Raw genomic sequence first — 16,433 nt, forward strand, 5'->3', positions numbered from 1 at the left:
GAGTGCTAAAGCTTGGATGTAAAGGGGTTCGGCTTCGCTGTATCTGCCTTGAGAGTCGTAGAGTGACGCTAGGTTATTGAGGCTACTAGCTAAGTCTCTATCCAAACCTAACTCTTGTTGCAGTTCAACAGCCTTACAAAGATACTCAATAGCCAAGTCTTGTTCGGTTTTATAATCTTGAGACTCACCATGCTGTAATCTTCTTCTGTAAATATTCCCCAGGCTTAAATACAACGTAACCAAACTAGGATCTTTTTCTCCCCTTTGCTGTTCTGTTTGCTCAATTAACTTTCTTAAGTCTTCTATAGGCAAAAAATAAGGGTTCTCATCATCAAAGCCTGAAAACTCGCTCTCAGTAAATGCAAAGCGTATAGGTTCCAGTTCTCTACGAGAAACTGCAATAGTCTTTCTAGATAAAAATCGGAATACACCCTTGCGCCAACTCCAGAAATCTGGGGCTTTTTTAATCAAGTTGATTAAAATTTGGTTAGTTACCCAAAGAATAATTGGATAAGGAAACTCGCGTAAAGCTTCCCTTGTCCATTGCAAGTAACCAAAAAAGATTTCTTGTTGCGATCTATCCTCTCCTTGTTTGAGAAAATAAAGCTGCTCTACACCTGTTACAGTAATCACAGCTTTACCTCCCCCAAGCAAATATTCTTCACTTTGTACCAAGTGATAAAGAGCCGCCCTAAGACTCGGTTCACCCCCTGCCAATATGACTCGATAAGTACGAAATTCAGGTTCTAATTCTGCTGCATACTGAGCAATGATTTGCTCTCGTAAATTTAAGTCATCACAAACACCTATTAGCAGACTCAAACCCTGTTCTTTCGCCTGAATACTCACAATCAAATCATCATAAGCATCCTGATTTTGTTCGTCACTCTCAAATAATTCCTTGGCTGCCATTTATCAACCCCTGTTCTTTCAATAGTTCCACCACAATCGGGTGAACATCGTACCAGTTTTGACGATTGCGATATTCCAAAACATAAAGCCCGTGGAGCAAATCTAAAAACTCTGGATCTTTAGGGTCATCAGGGATAAAATTTTCATAAGTAGTTCGTAATATTTCATAATCCAACTTACCTAAAGGCACAGCAAAGTCATTACGAATACTATTAATTGCTTTATCTAAAATATCATCATCAATAATTACTGCCTCTCCCGGTTTGTGCCGGATTAAACGCAGACAAATTCTGCAACATTCATTAGCAATTCTAATTAGCTCTCGCAGCACACCACCGCTATTTAAAACAATTTTTTCTGCGGCTGGTATTTCTATCAAATCATCTGCAATCCGCTTATTTAAGATTTCACACAAAACATTTTTAGCCTCAAGGCGAGGTTGTGAACCAGCCTGACGACTTTTGCCCTTCTCAAACAACTTCAAAACAGGCATAACCACAACTTGATCGTTTGTTTCCGTCTCAATTAATGGTCTGAGAAACTTATCTCGCAAAACAGCAATAGGTATAGTGTAAATGATTCTAAAATTAGGTAAACAGAGAGCTTTGATATTATCTCGATAAATATCATTAACTCTTCCCAGTTCCAGTTTGTCTAGGTCATCAATAATCACTAAAACATCTTTCTTAGAAGCTAGTCTTACCAAAGCCGCAATTTCATTAATACGGGCAACCAAATCTGTGATTTTTCTCTCAAACTCCTGCTTAATTTCATAACGAACAGCAGCATCAGCTTTTAATTTCGTGCTAATTAGTTTGAGCAAGTCAAAACCCACAGAACTTTCAGCCTCAAGATTTAGCTCCTCAGTCCTAGTTCGAGTTGCAAACCATTTATACAAAGCATCTTTAGTTGACTGAGGAATTTCAACCTGGCGTGCTTCTGCCTCATACATTAAATTAACTGCAATGGCAAACAGAATATTAATATGGTTAACATCCGACATTTCAATGGTGTCAGATATGGAGAATAAAACCACAAAATAACGGTCGTGAAATTGCCTGCTAAATTCAGCTAACAACGTAGATTTACCACAACCCCGATGTCCTGTGAAAATAATCTTGCCATCACCAGTAGGACTGTCTTCAACTAATTGTTCTAACTCTTCAATTACTTCACCACCGTAATCAACTCGGAATTGATCTAATTCCTTTTCTTGCAGGAGCGGCAATAACTCCAGATTTCTATATGCTTTCTGAAATGATTTTAATAATTCTTCAGACATTTGCTCTTAGGGGCTAAGGGTAAAGTATCAATTCAGATGTCAATTTACATTCTAAACTAGAGCGATGTCTACGACGAGCTACGCTTACGCCCTCACAACACCATCATTCCACCTCAGAACACGACACTCCGAGCTTGGAACACGAAACTCTGAGCTTAGAACACGAAACTCCGAGCTTGGAACACGAAACTCTGAGCTTGGAACACGAAACTCTAAGCTTAGAACACGACACTCCGAGCTTAGAACACGACACTCCGAGCTTAGAACACGAAACTCCGAGTTAAAGCGATCGCTTCTTCAAGTTTTAGGATGGTAGACTTTGCACAAAACCTGTAAATTTGTATCCCCATGTAGTCTATTCTGGATTTGGGGGAAGACAAAGCGTAGCTTTGGCTCTTTGGGGTTCTTATTTGTGATTTATGCAAGGGGTCTATTTTTTTTAATTTCATATATTCCTAGCAAAGCTGCTGCTAATAGCAAAGGTAAATAATAGTAGACTCCCCGATAAACTAGCATTGATCCCAAAACTGCCGCAGCCGAAACTTTTGAAGAGAGAATCAGCAAAATTATAGTTTCAAATACTCCCAAACCACCGGGGACATTACTAACAACACCTGCAAACATCGCTAATAAGTAGATTCCCAAAAAGTCTAGATAGGACAAAGATATATTAGTAGGAAGCACAACATAAAGAACCGCCGCCGCCAGAATCCAGTCAAAACTAGAAATTGCTATTTGAGCTAGGGATATTTTCAAAGAAGGAAATCGAAATTCTTGTCCCCGAATTATTAATGGTTGTTTAATAAAAATACTTCCAAGCAAATAAGCAGCGACCAATAAGAGAAAAATCACGCCGATGGGACGCACAGTGGTAAAAGGTAAATGTAATGGAGTGGGAATTTTGAGGGGATTGATGAGAAACAACAAACCTGCAACGGCAAACATCCCCAACCAAAAAGTAAAATTGGCGAAGGCAATTACTTGAGCGATCGCAACTGCTGACACTCCCCAACTAGAGTAAAATCGATAACGGATAGCACTGCCAGTTAGCAAGGCAAAACCTATGGTATTAGTAAACGCAGAGCTAATAAAGCTGGTTAGAGCAATCTTGTTCCAACTTAGGGAACGATTAATGTAGCTAAAACCTAAGATATCGTACCCAATCATCACTAAATAGCCCAATGCTGTCAGCCAAACTGCCCAGCTTAAGCGACTTTTGGGAATAGCAGCTAGAGAGTTGAGGATATCACGATAATTATACTCATGCAATTCGTTAGCGATCGCCCACAGAGAAAGCACCAGCAGCGATAAGCCGAACAGGGTGCTAAATTTGAGTCGCAACTTTTTAAGCATTTTAAAAGTCCTGAGTGCTAAGTGAAGAAACGTATCCTAACTCTTGACTTTTAATTTACTAGCAGTCGCAAAATTTCCATCAGGTTGACACATAATTGACATATCATTTGCATAAACTTTTGAAGGCAAACACCAGCTACCAGAGTTGTTTTTATAGTGATAACTGATTAATGAACTACAAAAAATCTAAAATTCTCTTGCTAGTTTCAGTATTAACTCTAGTTGGCTGTAATTACAGTCAAAGTGTAACAGCAAAACCACCTCAACAGCAGGATTTACAAACAACGCCTTCCCTTCTTTCAACCCAGCCCAATACTAGCGATTTAGCTACTCCTCTAACTTACAAGATTGAAACCTACAATAGTCAAGTAATGGGCGCAAGTCGTACCTACGGCGTTTCTTTACCACCAGGCTATAAACAAAACCTAAAACAAAGCTATCCTGTAATCTTTCTCCTCCACGGTGGACATGGTTATCCTACTGATTGGTTTATTCAGAATAAGGGACAAGCTCTCAAGACTGTGGAACAACTTTATACTACAGGTAAGTTGCCACCCAGCATCATCATTACGCCAGATGGCAACGACAAACGTGGCTCTAGTCCCTACTGGGACCCCCAATATATCGATGGCCCTAACGGCAAAGTCTCCACAGCCGTGGGGGATGAGTTAGTAAAAGTTGTGCAAAGCCGTTATCGGACACTAACTAATCCAGATTTTTGGGCGATAGGTGGTTTATCTTCTGGCGGTTGGGGAGCAATGAATGTGGGATTACACAACCTGGATCATTTCTCGATTTTATTTAGTCATAGTGGTTATTTTCAGGATAAAAGCGGCCCGAAGAATAGCCCAATAACTTATATCAAAACCATTTCCACACCAGCTAAAAAAAGATTGCGGATATACCTAGATTCAGGTAAATCAGATATTGAAGAAATCGGCGAAGCCAAAGGATTTACTGAAGTCCTAAACAATCTCAAGATTTATAATTCGTTTCGTCAGTTTCCTGGCAGTCACACTTGGCAATACTGGCGTGAACACTTAGCGGATTCTTTGACATTTGTGGGAAAACAATTTAGAGCTTCTGAAATAGCTCAGAGAGATGAGAATTTAGGTTTTAATCGGGATAAAAATACTCGAAGTTATTAGAACTTTCAGTGAAAATAATGCGATTTTGCCAAAAAGTTGACCTTTGCATGTCAACGTGGAAAACTTTGGTGCAATTTTTCAGCAGATTAACTATAGTAAGTTCTAATGGAGGTGATTTTTTTTTAACCGCTAAAAGAATATGAAGATTTCTAAATTTTTAATTAGCTTAGTAGGAGCGATCACACTCCTGACGACCGCCGGTTATTATTATGTATTCATCTTAGGTGCGCCACAACTAGACCCGCCCCCAGAAGAGGCAGATACTGGGCTAAAGTTTCAATTAGCAACCTTCAACTCCCAAGCAATGGGTGCAGTCCGTAACTACGGTGTGATTTTGCCCCCTGGCTATAACAAAAATCAGCAAAAGCGCTACCCTGTGATATTCTTATTACACGGTGGTCATGATGATGCTCGTGCTTACGCTGATAAATACGCACTCTTAGACGTACTGCATGAACTTTATCAAAGTGGAAAATTACCGCCATCGATTGTGATTACACCTGATGGTAATGATAATCGCGGTTCTAGTCCTTTGTATGATCCTGATTATTTTGATGGGCCGAATGGTAAAGTGGGGACTTTGATTGGTTCAGAATTAGTACAAGTTGTCAAGTCGCGCTACCGCACTGTGGAAGAACCCCAGTTTTGGGCGCTGGGAGGTCTGTCTTCTGGGGGATGGGGGGCTTTTAATATTGGGTTACGCTATCTCAACAACTTCCAGATTTTGTTTAGCCATAGCGGTTATTTTACCGATAATAGTGGTTCACAAAATAGTCCCCAACAAATCGTGCAACAGCTACCAGTTGAAGATAGGAAGCGATTGCGTGTTTACCTGGATGCAGGTCTGAATGATACTAATTTACTGGCTTCTACCAAAACCTTCAATGAAACCTTAAATAAATTAGGCATTGCTCACGTATTTTATGCATTTCCTGGAGGTCATGGTTTGTCTGGTGCAGATATAGGCTGGAACTACTTTCACAAACATCTCAAAGATTCGCTCTCCTATGTAGGTGAACAGTTTAAAAAAGTTAAGAGTTAGGAGTGGGGAGTAGAGACGCGATTAATCGCGTCTGTAGCAAGTAGGGGAGTTAGGAGTTAGGAGTTTTAACGCCAAAACAAATAACAAATGACAAATGACAAATGACAAATGACAAATGACAAAGAACAAATGACTAATAATTTAAAAACTCAGATTGGACTTTGGAGTGCAGCTTTCCTTACAGGTTTAGTCGGAGTAGTAAATTTGTTGTCAGCAGTGACACCTACCCTATACGGGCGAAATCACTGGTTGAAGGAATTTTTACCATTTGAAATTCGTGCCAGTGGTCATATATTTGCAGCGTTGACTGGGTTTGTTTTACTAGCACTTGCTACTAACTTATTACGCCGAAAAAAAATCGCCTGGTTACTGACGATTACTTTACTAGTGATTTCCATTTTCAGCCACTTGCTGAAGGGATTGGACTATGAAGAAAGTCTACTCTCTGGAGTTTTGTTGGTGCAATTAATTTTGATGCGCCATTTTTTCACGGCGCAATCAGATCGTCCTTCAATTGCACGGGGAGTTCGAGCGCTGATCGGCGCTTTATTATTTACTCTGGCATACGGAACTATTGGATTTTACTTGTTAGACGGCAAGTTTTCAGAGAATTTTAATTGGCGTGAAGCGATAGTTCAGACTTTAGCGATGTTCTTCACCGAGGATAATTGGGGACTGCAACCAAAAAGCCGATTTGGAGATTTTTTTGCTAATTCTATCTATATTATTGCCGCAGGTACTATTACATACGCAATAGTAATGCTATTGCAACCTGTGTTTTGGCGGAATCTTGCAACTACACATGAGCGACAAAAAGCTAAACAAATTGTTGAGCAATATGGATGTTCTTCTTTAGCAGCGTTCACACTTTTAAATGATAAAAGTTATTATTTCAGTCCTTCGGGTAATAGTGTAATTGCTTATGTTCCTAAAGGACGGGGCGCGATCGCTTTAGGAGATCCCATCGGCCCAATTGAAGACCGCAAAGAGACAATTATTGCTTTCCAGCAGTTTTGCCAGCGCAATGACTGGTATCCTGGCTTTTACCAAACGATGCCCGATGATGTTGAGCTTTACAAGTCGTTGGGGTTTAAAGTACTCAAGATTGGAGAAGAAGCGATCGTTGATCTAAAAAGTTTTACGTTACAAGGTAAAGCCGGGAAAAACTTTAGACCATCAATTAGTCGTTTAACTAAGCTAGGATACCAAATCGACTTTTACCAACCACCCATCGCCGATGCTTTGTTGCACCGACTCAAACCTGTCAGTGATGAATGGCTGAAAATGGTACAAGGTTCGGAAAAACAATTTTCTTTGGGTTGGTTTGAAGAAGCTTACCTGCGAGAGTGCGAGATTGCTGTGGTGCATAATCCTGAAGGTCAGATCAGCGCCTTTGTCAACATTCTCAGCGAGTACCAACTCAACGAAGCCACTATTGACATGATGCGACACCGCCCGTCAATTGAAAATGGCACAATGGACTTTCTATTTATTTCCCTACTCCAACATTTTAAAGAGGGTGGGTACGACAGCTTTAATTTCGGTCTTTCTGCCCTTGCGGGAGTTGGAGACTACCCAGAATCGCGCCGCTTGGAAAAAATATTGCACTATCTTTATGGGCATTTGAATCGCTTCTATAATTTCAAGGGACTGCACGCCTACAGAGAGAAGTTCCGCCCCCGTTGGGAACCACGTTATTTGGTTTACCCCAGTTTAACCGCCTTACCCGATGTAGTTGTGGCATTGATTCGCGCAGATTCAGGCGATCGCCTCTTCGATTATTTCAAACCTGGAGCTTAAAATAATTCGTAATTCGTAATTCGTAATAGAGCCTCCGGCACGCACTCGCGTTCGTAATTAAGTTTTGTAACGGGTATTTTACCCCGACACAAGGCTACGCCTACACAACTTGGCATATTTATGATACAATTGTACTATAAAGAAAATATCCGGTGAGTATGCAACGCGAAGTTTGGCAAGTGATGCCCAAAGTTTGTAATAACTGAACGCCTATAGTAGTTCGTTGGTGAATGCAATTATGATCGCAGAATATTTGTGTGGCCTATGTCAATTTTAGGATATATTTGGCATCAAATTTTTGTGTGTTTGTGCTTCAATTATGCACGGTTGTAACAGCTTATTTTGGAAGAATAATCGACTTCAGGGACTTCCAAATAAAAAAATCCCAAAACTGATGCAAAAATCCTCTCTATTTCTCTTCTCTCTGTGTTACGCCAGTTGCTACAAACTCCTCCACCCCCGCAACGCACTGGCTTCTCTGCGTCTGGAGTGGTTCGTTTATTTGGATAATTTATTTCTTGGAAGTCCCTCAGTAACCGTGGCTTGAAAAGATTCTTGACCTTTATAAGGTGGCAATATGACAAATAATCAAATTTCTCTTGTAGAACTAATCCAAATTTTTACACAATATCGCCACAATATTATTGTCAACATCAAACACCTACAAGAACATTATCAAAGAACAGGTATCAAGCGTGTTAAAGGTGTTAGAAACGAAAATGGGGAACTGCTTCAACCTTGGTTGAGAACAGAATATATGGATAATGCTGAGTATGTTGGTATGGGCGAGTTTCAGTTTAATCGCAATACTGCTACTATCAATATGCTTATCAAACGCAAAGTCAAACTTGCCAAATTTGAAGACCAAACCCCCACTCTTGAAATAGCAGGTTTGCTGGTAAATGACCTGAATAGCTTTAATAACTACACAATTGTAAGTGACGGCAAAATCAATATAAAGTCCTTACAAGTCAAAATCAGCAGTAAAAAAGCCTTTGACTTGCTCAAAGAAAAGGGCGTACTGGATGTAGAAGAATTTGACTTCAATGCTGAATATACCATTCAGTTAGATAACTTGCCGCTTGTAGCTGCTAATAGTTGTTATAGCAGCATTGATGGACTATTTAATGAACTAGCAGAAATTAAAGTACTGACTAGTATTATTTGCGCTCACTTAAAAAAGGAGTCAGATGTATTTATAGCGGCACAGTTAGATGAGTTTCAAAAGCACTATTTGTCTAAGAATATTTACATCAACTTTCCTACAACTAACGAATACACTGATATCAATGAAGGTTTAATTAGTGGAACTCTTGACTCAAGGTTGAGCTATAAAATCGACATCGGTAGTCAAGATATTCTGAATCTCAGTAAGTTACCCTCGGCTAACAAATTTCTCAATAGAATGTATCGTCTTTATGACAAAGAAACTGGAGAAATTATCATTAAGGCGAGTTTTGAAATGGCATTTGATCAGAATCTCGCTGTTAGGCACAGGTTACTTTCATCACGCACCAAGATTACGAAAGTTGACGAGTTTATGAAACCAATTTTTGATGATTTTCTTGGGCTTGAACAAAATGGTATTGTTGCAGGTATTCTTAAGAAAGTTGGTGCTGATAGCTTGGCGCAGTTATTGCAGGATAAACAAACTGGTAAGCAGATTAGCAAAGAAGAAATGGTTGCAGCTTTAACGACGGCAAATAAGAAGCTAGAACAATATGCAGAAAATATCTACCAAGATAAGATATCTCCCTTAGTATTTTACATTGGTTGTACTGGACTATTGCCAGATCAAATGGAAGCAAAAGCCATGACTGCTGAAGAAGCTGCTGCTAAATACCCCGATTTGCAATTTTCTAAAGATGAGCAAGAAGGTACTTTTTTTGCAGTTGGTGATAGCATGATCAGCATCTATGCAAAAACTGAATATTACAGCAAACTTACTTCTGTCTGTATTGACAATTAGATTGCATAGCAATTCTAATTTTTGCCAAATTTTTTAGGGTGTGTTAGCGCACAGAGTACGACCAGGGCTATTTTATTCTACACAGAAACTGCCCAGAACTGAAGTTCAGGGTTAATAGCTAAAGTCCGTTAAAACGGACTATAATCTATAACCTTTTCTTAGTCGTCTTTAGACGAATGAGTGCTATTAGACTCAGAATTCATTCTGACGCGGACTAGATGAGAATGAAATAGCCCTGAGAGTACGACACCATCTTGAACTGTTGCGGTGCGTTAGATGTTCCGTCTAACGCATCCTACGATTAATGGATGATGGGTTCCCTAAAATACAGCTAGAGCTTGGACTTTGTTTCTTGCGTCGGTGTCGGTTCAGGTGTGGCGGTTTCTGTGGGAGTGGGTGTAGGAGTTGGTGTAAGCGTGGGAGTTGGCGTTGGCGTAGGAGTTGGTGTAAGCGTGGGTGTTTCCGTGGGCGTTGGCGATGGGGGAGGAGTGGGATTTTCCACTGTAATGCTGAGTTGATAATCTACCGGTTTCGATGCTGTGGAAACCACGACAAACTCGTAAAATCCCTTTTCTGGTAATTTAGTTGAGAAACGACGCTGGGTAGAATCTTCTAAAAATTGAATTTTGCCAGAGGGTGAATAGACTGATAACAAAACTTGGGAATTTGCTTCTAGCTTCAATTCCAGAGATTGCTCTTTGGCAAGTCCAGCAATGAATACTTTACCACCACCAGGTTGGAGAGTACCGCTAACTATTTTCCCAGTAGCGCCCGGATCAAAGACAAGTTTCTCGAAAGCGCTACCGGCGAGGATAGCACTAAGCCGATCGCTAACAAAACCGTACCAAACTTGTCCAATGGGCTGATTTAGAAAATCTTTACCACGCTGTTCAGGGAATACACTTAAAAAGGCAGCATTTCCCAAATCAGCCAAAGAACGACTACCAACGTTGATTTTGTTGACTTGTAGTTTCCAGCGATCGCGTTCAGCAGTTGTGTAAGTTCCCAGATGTTGACGTGCTTTATTACTCAGTGGCGCTAGCTTTTCCAGCAATTCTGAGGCTGTTTTATCCCATTCTGCCCGCAAACTCTCATCTTCAGTACCGTTGCTGAGAGTGCGTCCCCGTAAACTGGGGTTTCTGTCCCAAAAAACTTGATTCACCAAGTTAATGTAGAATTTCTCATCAATACCCAATTGTTGACGGCGATCGCTTAATCTTTCTTTGCGTTCCCGTTCTGCTGGTGAATATTGCGCTAAGGGATCGGTTGGTTCTTCAGTTGGAATTGGTCTGGCTGTGGGAGTAGGTTTGACTTCCACTACATCGCGGCTGCTATTCATTCCCCACCAAATTAATCCAACACTACCAGCTACCGCCGCCGCAGCAAGGAAGATTTTTGTAGGTGTCCACCAGGGAGATGAGGGGGATGAGGGGGATGAGGGGGATAAGGGAGAGATGGCGACGGTGGCGGATGTGGGTTGTGGTGGGGTGGGATATTGAGTTGGGGGATAGTTAGCTGGGGGTGGGTTGAGGGCTTGGAGTACTTGACGGGCTGATTGATAGCGATCGCTTGGTCTGGGAGATAACATTTTATCTAGTACCTGTGCCAAAGTTTGACTCAGGCTAACTTCTCGTCGCCACTGCCAACTGAGAGTGTAGGCATCAATTAATTCTTGGGGTTGTTTTCCTGTCAGTAAAACCAGCATTGTTGCGGCCAAAGCATACAAGTCGCTGTGGGGAGATACCATCCCAGTTTGCATTTGTTCTGGGGGTGCAAATCCTACTTTACCCAATAGGGTTGGTGCTGGGGGAGGTGCAACTACACCGGGTTGGTAATATTGGGAAGCAACAGTTGCTACTACTTGTTTGACACCGCCAAAATCAATTAACACTGGCAGTTGGTCAACAGTCCGAAGCATTAAGTTATCTGGAGAAATATCTCGATGAATTACTCCTAGTGAGTGGATGTATTCCAACACTGGCAAAATTAAAAGCAACAATTGGTGTACTTCCGCTTCTGTAAAGCGCAAACCCCTTTGTATCCGGGCATCTAACAACGAATTGTAAGTTTCACCTTCGACATAATCTTGCACCAAAAACAGATATTCTTTGCCCCCTAAATTCATCCTCAGCAGTTCCCGGAAGCGGGGAATTTGGGGATGTTGCAGTTTATAAAGAACACTCGCTTCTCTCTCAAACAGTTCTTCAGCTTTTTGAACAACGTAAGCGGTTTGAACTTGGGGTGAAAATTCCTTTAAAACACAAAGTTCGCGGAAACGGTTGACATCTTCAGCTAAATAAGTGCGTCCAAAGCCACCTTGACCAATTTGACGCACAATTAGATAGCGATCGCCTAAAGTTAGTCCCGGTTGAATACTATAACTCATGGGCGTATCCAACAACTTTTCACCACACTGGAGACAAAAACGACTACCTGGGGAATTTTCATGTACTTTAGAACAATATAATTTTGTCATTGGGCATTGGCATTGCTTATTTCTCCCTTATCTCCCTCATCCCCCTCATCTCCCTCATCTCTCGTTACTTGCCAGATTGTACTTTACTGATTTGATCAGCTGCGATCGCATACCAAATTTGACCAAAAGTCTGTTGATTCAGTTTCCCACGCTGCTGACCAGGAAACAACCGATCAAATTTTTCATTTGTGTCTTTGTTCAGTTGATCAATTGTATAATTCCCAAACTGCCCCGATCGCGCTTGTCGTCTCCATGTTTCGTAATTTTGTGCAGTATATTTACCCAGTTGACGACGTGCTGCTGTACTCAGATCAGCCTGTTCTAGTTTATTCAATAAATCGTCAGCAATACTAGACCATTCATCTCGTAAACCAGCATCTTCAGGTTTAGATGTCAAGCTACGTCCTTTTAATTCCGGTTTTTTTGTATAAAATAAATTATCTACAAAGGGAATAAAAAATCCTTCAGTAATTTCTAGCTGTTGGCGACGACTGTTAATTTGTTGGAGTTCGCCATTTTTTCCTTTGTCGCTGACTGGTTTAGCGATCGGATTGGGAAACTGGGGAATTTGCGGTAATGAAATTGAGGGAATGGTGATTGAAGTTACAGTCCGAATGACTGCATTTCCTGCCGCCAAAGTTAATCCAACTAAAGCTGTTCCCCCTAAACTGATCACAAAAGGGCGAATCCAAACAGGCCAAGATATCGGTTTAGCGAGTGCTTGCGTTTGGCTTTGTAATCTACTGACAATAGCACTGGCGCGTTGTCTTCCGGGAGCAACTACCATCGTCTTAATCTTGGTGGTAATATAATTACTTGGAGATTTTGTAACAGTTGACGATGGTAAATCTTTGAGGATTTGCTCGGCTCGTTGGTAGCGATCGCTCGGTTTATAAGCCAGCATCTTTTTTAACACCACTTCTAGTTGGGGACTAACTTGGATTTCCTTTCCCCATGCCCAAATTCCCTGATAGCTGTCGTATAATTTTTGCGGCTCTTTACCTGTGAGCAACACCAATGTCGTCACCGCCAAAGAATAGAAATCACTACTTAAAAATACTTTACCCTGCCGTAGCTGTTCTTCTGGAGCGTAGCCCTTTTTACCCAGTAAAGTGTTATTTCCAACTAACTTAGTGCGCCAAAAACCTTGAGAAGCTGGCAATTGCTTGACACCACCAAAATCAATTAACACTGGCAGATTATCAGAACGTCGCCAAATCAAATTATCAGGAGTGATATCGCGGTGAACTACATCTTGTGAGTGGATGTAGGATAACACGGGTAAAATCTGTTGCAGAAGGGTTATTAGTTCCTCTTCACTGAAGGTTTTTCCTTGACTTTCGCGCTGTTCTAATAATTGGTAATAATTGTCACCTTCCACATAATCTTGCACCAGAAAGAAAAAATCTTTAGTACCTATTTTCACTTGTAGCGAGGCGTGAAAACGCGGAATTTGCGAATGCTGGAGTTTTTTCAGAACATTTGCTTCTCGTTCAAATAACTCTTTAGCTTTTTGTAAATCTTGCTGTTCTTGTACTTGGGGTGCAAATTCCTTCAGCACACATATTTGATCGGACTTATCTCTATCTTCCGCCAAATAGGTGCGTCCAAAGCCGCCCTGCCCTAGATGACGGATAATTTGATAGCGATTATCCACAATCTGCCCCACAGCAAGAGGTAATGGTTCACCACAATGGGTACAAAAGCGGTTAATGCCATTATTTGTGTGTTGTTTACTGCAATAGAGCTGCATGGTGCCCAAGGATAAATTAAGGTTTTATTGACTAACTACAACGCGCATACCCTCATTTTCGGATATCCTACGAATTACATTAGGGACTGACAAATAAAAAAACATCCCAAATTTTCTTGTGGGATGGATGTCCTCACCCGTCCCATATTCAGGGCGGGCAAGATGCCCACCCCACAAGATGGATAATTTATTTCTTGGAAGTCCCTTAGCGAGTATTCGAGTGGTAACAGAGCTTGCCTGCCCTGAGCCTGCGTCGTTCGCGTAGCGTCTCGTAGAGAAGGGTCGAAGTGCGTCATTACGAATTACGAATTACGAATTACGAATTATTTTGGTTTTACTTCAGGATAAACAACAAGCATCATGAACTACAAACCACGACAGCAGCAAGTAATTAAAGCATTTGAAGATTTTTTGTCTACCCCCCTAGAAACGGTACTGCAACGGCATCTCAACACTCCAACTTCGGCAGCTTTGAGTTTATTTCACGATGTGGCGGCTAATGTACCAGCTTACAAGGCGTTTTTAGCAGAAAGGGAAATTAATCCCGCGACTATTCAAACCTTGGAGGAGTTTCAAAAACTACCAGCGATCGCTAAACAAAATTATATCCTGCGTTATCCCTTAGCTGACTTGTGCCGCAACGGACAACTCCAAGGGTGCGACATGATAGCTGCTTCTTCTGGTTCCAGTGGGAAACCGACATTTTGGCCTCGTTTTCTCACAGATGAACTCCAAATCGCCACACGCTTTGAACAGATTTTTCACGATAGTTTCTATTCAGATACCAGACGTACCCTAGCAGTAATTTGTTTCACTTTGGGCACTTGGGTAGGTGGAATGTTTACTACTAATTGCTGTCGTTATCTTGCTAGCAAAGGTTATCCCATCACTGTAATTACTCCTGGTAACAACAAAGAAGAAATCTTGCGAGTTGTCCAAGAACTAGGTTCAGGATTTGAGCAAGTGGTGTTATTGGGATACCCGCCATTTTTAAAAGATGTGATTGATACTGGTATCGCTTGTGGTGTGGAGTGGCAGCAATATCAGATTAAATTAGTGATGGCGGGGGAAGTATTTAGTGAAGAATGGCGGAGTTTGGTTGGCGAAAGAGTTGGTTCACAAAATCCCTGTTATGATTTTGCATCACTTTACGGCACTGCGGATGCGGGAGTTTTGGGTAATGAAACACCGTTAAGTATCTGCATTCGGCGTTTTTTGGCAATAAATCCCGATGCAGCTAGAGCTTTATTTGGGGAATCGCGTTTACCCACGTTGGTACAATATGATCCTTGCAGTCGCTTTTTTGAAGTTGAAGATGGCGGATTGCTGTTTTCTGGAGATAACGGTATTCCCTTAGTGCGTTATGACATCTTGGATACTGGCGGGATAATTAGTTATGATGCCATGCTGCAATTTTTAGCTGAATGGGGATTTAACCCTGTTGCAGCGTTAGAGAACTCCCCACTCCCCACTCCCCACTCCCCACTCCCCATTACCCACTCCCTTAGAGGTATTCATCAGCTACCTTTCGTTTATGTCTTCGGTCGTTCTAACTTTACAGTTTCCTACTTTGGTGCAAATATCTATCCAGAAAATGTGACGGTGGGATTAGAACAACCAGGAATTCAAGAATGGGTGACGGGTAAATTTGTGTTGCAGGTACAGGAAGATGCAGATAAGAATCGATTTTTATCTGTGGTTGTGGAGTTAGGAGCAGGGGTAGAGGGTAGTGAAGATCGAAGAGAAGCGATCGCATCTTCTATTCTTTCACAACTGCTACGCCTAAATAGCGAGTTTGCAAATTATGTTCCCGCAGAATATCAAACACCACAAGTTGCATTAGCGCCAATGGGTGATTTTGAATATTTCCCCATTGGGGTGAAACATCGTTATACGCGTCAATAGTACAAGACGCGATGAATTAAATACAAGAAGACGCGATGAATCGCGTCTCTACAAGGGGGAATGGGGTGGTTTTTCGCGATCGCGTTCCCAATTGATTGGGTTATTGATAATATATTGTCTAATTTGAACGAGGGCAAATTCATTACGAATTATGTTGTCATGAAACCTTTCTTGCCATCCAAAACCTTGATATATTTGATTAATTTCAAATGTACATCGTCCTTTGTACCATCTAATAATTTTAGAAAGGGAATTTTTAGACAACATCGGATTAAATAACCCAGTAACCCCACCCCGTTGACCATCCCCATTTGTAGAGACGGGATTCATCGCGTCTTCTTGTGTTTGAATCGTTTGAATCGCGTCTTCTCGTATTTGATTAATAACCAAAATCCCGTGAATATGATTAGGCATGACGCAAAACGAATCTATCTGGCAATTAGAAAAATGATTAGGAATCTGGTACCACAATTTCTGAGCAATTTCTCCAATTGGCGATCGCTGCATTTCACCCTGCACAACCTCACCAAAAAAGCATTTTTTACCGTCGGTGCAAATAGTCACGAAATATCCGGCATTACTAGCATAACTCCATGCTGGCAAACGGGTTGAATCAATTCGATATTTACCTTTGTATTTGGGTTTGTTGTTTTCTGGTTGAGGATCGTAATTATTCATGATTACATCTTTGATATAAAATGGCTCTCCCAGACTAAATATGTTAAATTAACAACAGAAATGCCAGTTTAGTAAAATCCTTCTCCTAAAACTATTAAAGTTAGTTAAGCCATAA

General features: G+C 41.1%; 11 protein-coding genes. 5 read left to right on the forward strand and 6 right to left on the reverse strand.

What is annotated here, in order from left to right; translation table 11 throughout:
• The 3 genes from V7L05_RS15395 to V7L05_RS15405 form a co-directional block, all read right to left on the reverse strand.
• The coding region (locus tag V7L05_RS15395; protein WP_335165198.1) for a tetratricopeptide repeat protein at positions 1-912 on the reverse strand (912 nt) is incomplete at its 3' end.
• Positions 890-2,194, reverse strand: a complete 1,305-nt coding sequence (locus V7L05_RS15400) for an ATP-binding protein (protein ID WP_335165200.1) — start codon at positions 2,192-2,194, stop codon at positions 890-892. The genes V7L05_RS15395 and V7L05_RS15400, both read right to left, overlap by 23 nt.
• A 417-nt stretch (positions 2,195-2,611) precedes the next feature.
• The gene (locus V7L05_RS15405) at positions 2,612-3,547 is read right to left on the reverse strand and encodes a lysylphosphatidylglycerol synthase domain-containing protein (protein WP_335165202.1); all 936 of its coding nucleotides are present in this window, start codon (positions 3,545-3,547) and stop codon (positions 2,612-2,614) included.
• A 170-nt stretch (positions 3,548-3,717) separates the two neighbouring features.
• Here V7L05_RS15405 and V7L05_RS15410 point away from each other — a divergent pair, with 170 nt between their 5' ends.
• The 4 genes from V7L05_RS15410 (at position 3,718) to V7L05_RS15425 (ending at position 9,506) form a co-directional block, all read left to right on the forward strand.
• Positions 3,718-4,695, forward strand: a complete 978-nt coding sequence (locus V7L05_RS15410) for an alpha/beta hydrolase (protein WP_335165203.1) — start codon at positions 3,718-3,720, stop codon at positions 4,693-4,695.
• Between the two features lie 139 nt (positions 4,696-4,834).
• Positions 4,835-5,737 carry an alpha/beta hydrolase gene (locus tag V7L05_RS15415; RefSeq protein ID WP_335165204.1) on the forward strand — a complete coding sequence of 301 codons (903 nt, stop codon included), beginning with the start codon at positions 4,835-4,837 and terminating at the stop codon, positions 5,735-5,737.
• Between the two features lie 129 nt (positions 5,738-5,866).
• A complete protein-coding gene (locus V7L05_RS15420; RefSeq protein ID WP_335165215.1) occupies positions 5,867-7,537 on the forward strand; it encodes a phosphatidylglycerol lysyltransferase domain-containing protein in 1,671 nt (556 codons plus the stop codon).
• A 577-nt stretch (positions 7,538-8,114) separates the two neighbouring features.
• Entirely contained in the window at positions 8,115-9,506 is a 1,392-nt protein-coding gene (locus V7L05_RS15425) for a hypothetical protein (protein ID WP_335165206.1), read from the forward strand.
• A 331-nt stretch (positions 9,507-9,837) separates the two neighbouring features.
• On the opposite strand, the gene V7L05_RS15430 is transcribed toward V7L05_RS15425, so the two are convergent.
• Positions 9,838-11,982 carry a serine/threonine-protein kinase gene (locus tag V7L05_RS15430; RefSeq protein ID WP_335165208.1) on the reverse strand — a complete coding sequence of 715 codons (2,145 nt, stop codon included), beginning with the start codon at positions 11,980-11,982 and terminating at the stop codon, positions 9,838-9,840.
• Between the two features lie 64 nt (positions 11,983-12,046).
• Positions 12,047-13,735, reverse strand: a complete 1,689-nt coding sequence (locus V7L05_RS15435; protein ID WP_335165210.1) for a serine/threonine-protein kinase — start codon at positions 13,733-13,735, stop codon at positions 12,047-12,049.
• 360 nt (positions 13,736-14,095) lie between these two features.
• On the opposite strand from V7L05_RS15435, the gene V7L05_RS15440 reads away from it, so the two are divergent.
• Positions 14,096-15,640 (forward strand): phenylacetate--CoA ligase family protein, encoded by a 1,545-nt coding sequence (locus V7L05_RS15440; protein WP_335165212.1) that lies wholly within the window; start codon positions 14,096-14,098, stop codon positions 15,638-15,640.
• Positions 15,641-15,688: 48 nt separating this feature from the next.
• Here the strand turns inward: V7L05_RS15440 and V7L05_RS15445 are convergent, their stop codons facing one another.
• Positions 15,689-16,318: a transposase gene (locus tag V7L05_RS15445; protein WP_335165214.1), complete on the reverse strand. Its 630-nt coding sequence runs from the start codon at positions 16,316-16,318 to the stop codon at positions 15,689-15,691.
• Positions 16,319-16,433 lie beyond the last annotated feature (115 nt).

Source organism: Nostoc sp. (genome assembly GCF_036917755.1).
In the GTDB taxonomy this organism is placed as follows: Bacteria; Cyanobacteriota; Cyanobacteriia; order Cyanobacteriales; family Nostocaceae; genus Nostoc.

Coding starts and splice junctions, on each gene's coding strand:
- V7L05_RS15400 (WP_335165200.1), bottom strand. CDS start 2,194: ATGTCTGAAGAATTATTAAAATCATTTCAGAAAGCATATAGAAATCTG.
- V7L05_RS15405 (WP_335165202.1), bottom strand. CDS start 3,547: ATGCTTAAAAAGTTGCGACTCAAATTTAGCACCCTGTTCGGCTTATCG.
- V7L05_RS15410 (WP_335165203.1), top strand. CDS start 3,718: ATGAACTACAAAAAATCTAAAATTCTCTTGCTAGTTTCAGTATTAACT.
- V7L05_RS15415 (WP_335165204.1), top strand. CDS start 4,835: ATGAAGATTTCTAAATTTTTAATTAGCTTAGTAGGAGCGATCACACTC.
- V7L05_RS15420 (WP_335165215.1), top strand. CDS start 5,867: ATGACTAATAATTTAAAAACTCAGATTGGACTTTGGAGTGCAGCTTTC.
- V7L05_RS15425 (WP_335165206.1), top strand. CDS start 8,115: ATGACAAATAATCAAATTTCTCTTGTAGAACTAATCCAAATTTTTACA.
- V7L05_RS15430 (WP_335165208.1), bottom strand. CDS start 11,982: ATGACAAAATTATATTGTTCTAAAGTACATGAAAATTCCCCAGGTAGT.
- V7L05_RS15435 (WP_335165210.1), bottom strand. CDS start 13,735: ATGCAGCTCTATTGCAGTAAACAACACACAAATAATGGCATTAACCGC.
- V7L05_RS15440 (WP_335165212.1), top strand. CDS start 14,096: ATGAACTACAAACCACGACAGCAGCAAGTAATTAAAGCATTTGAAGAT.
- V7L05_RS15445 (WP_335165214.1), bottom strand. CDS start 16,318: ATGAATAATTACGATCCTCAACCAGAAAACAACAAACCCAAATACAAA.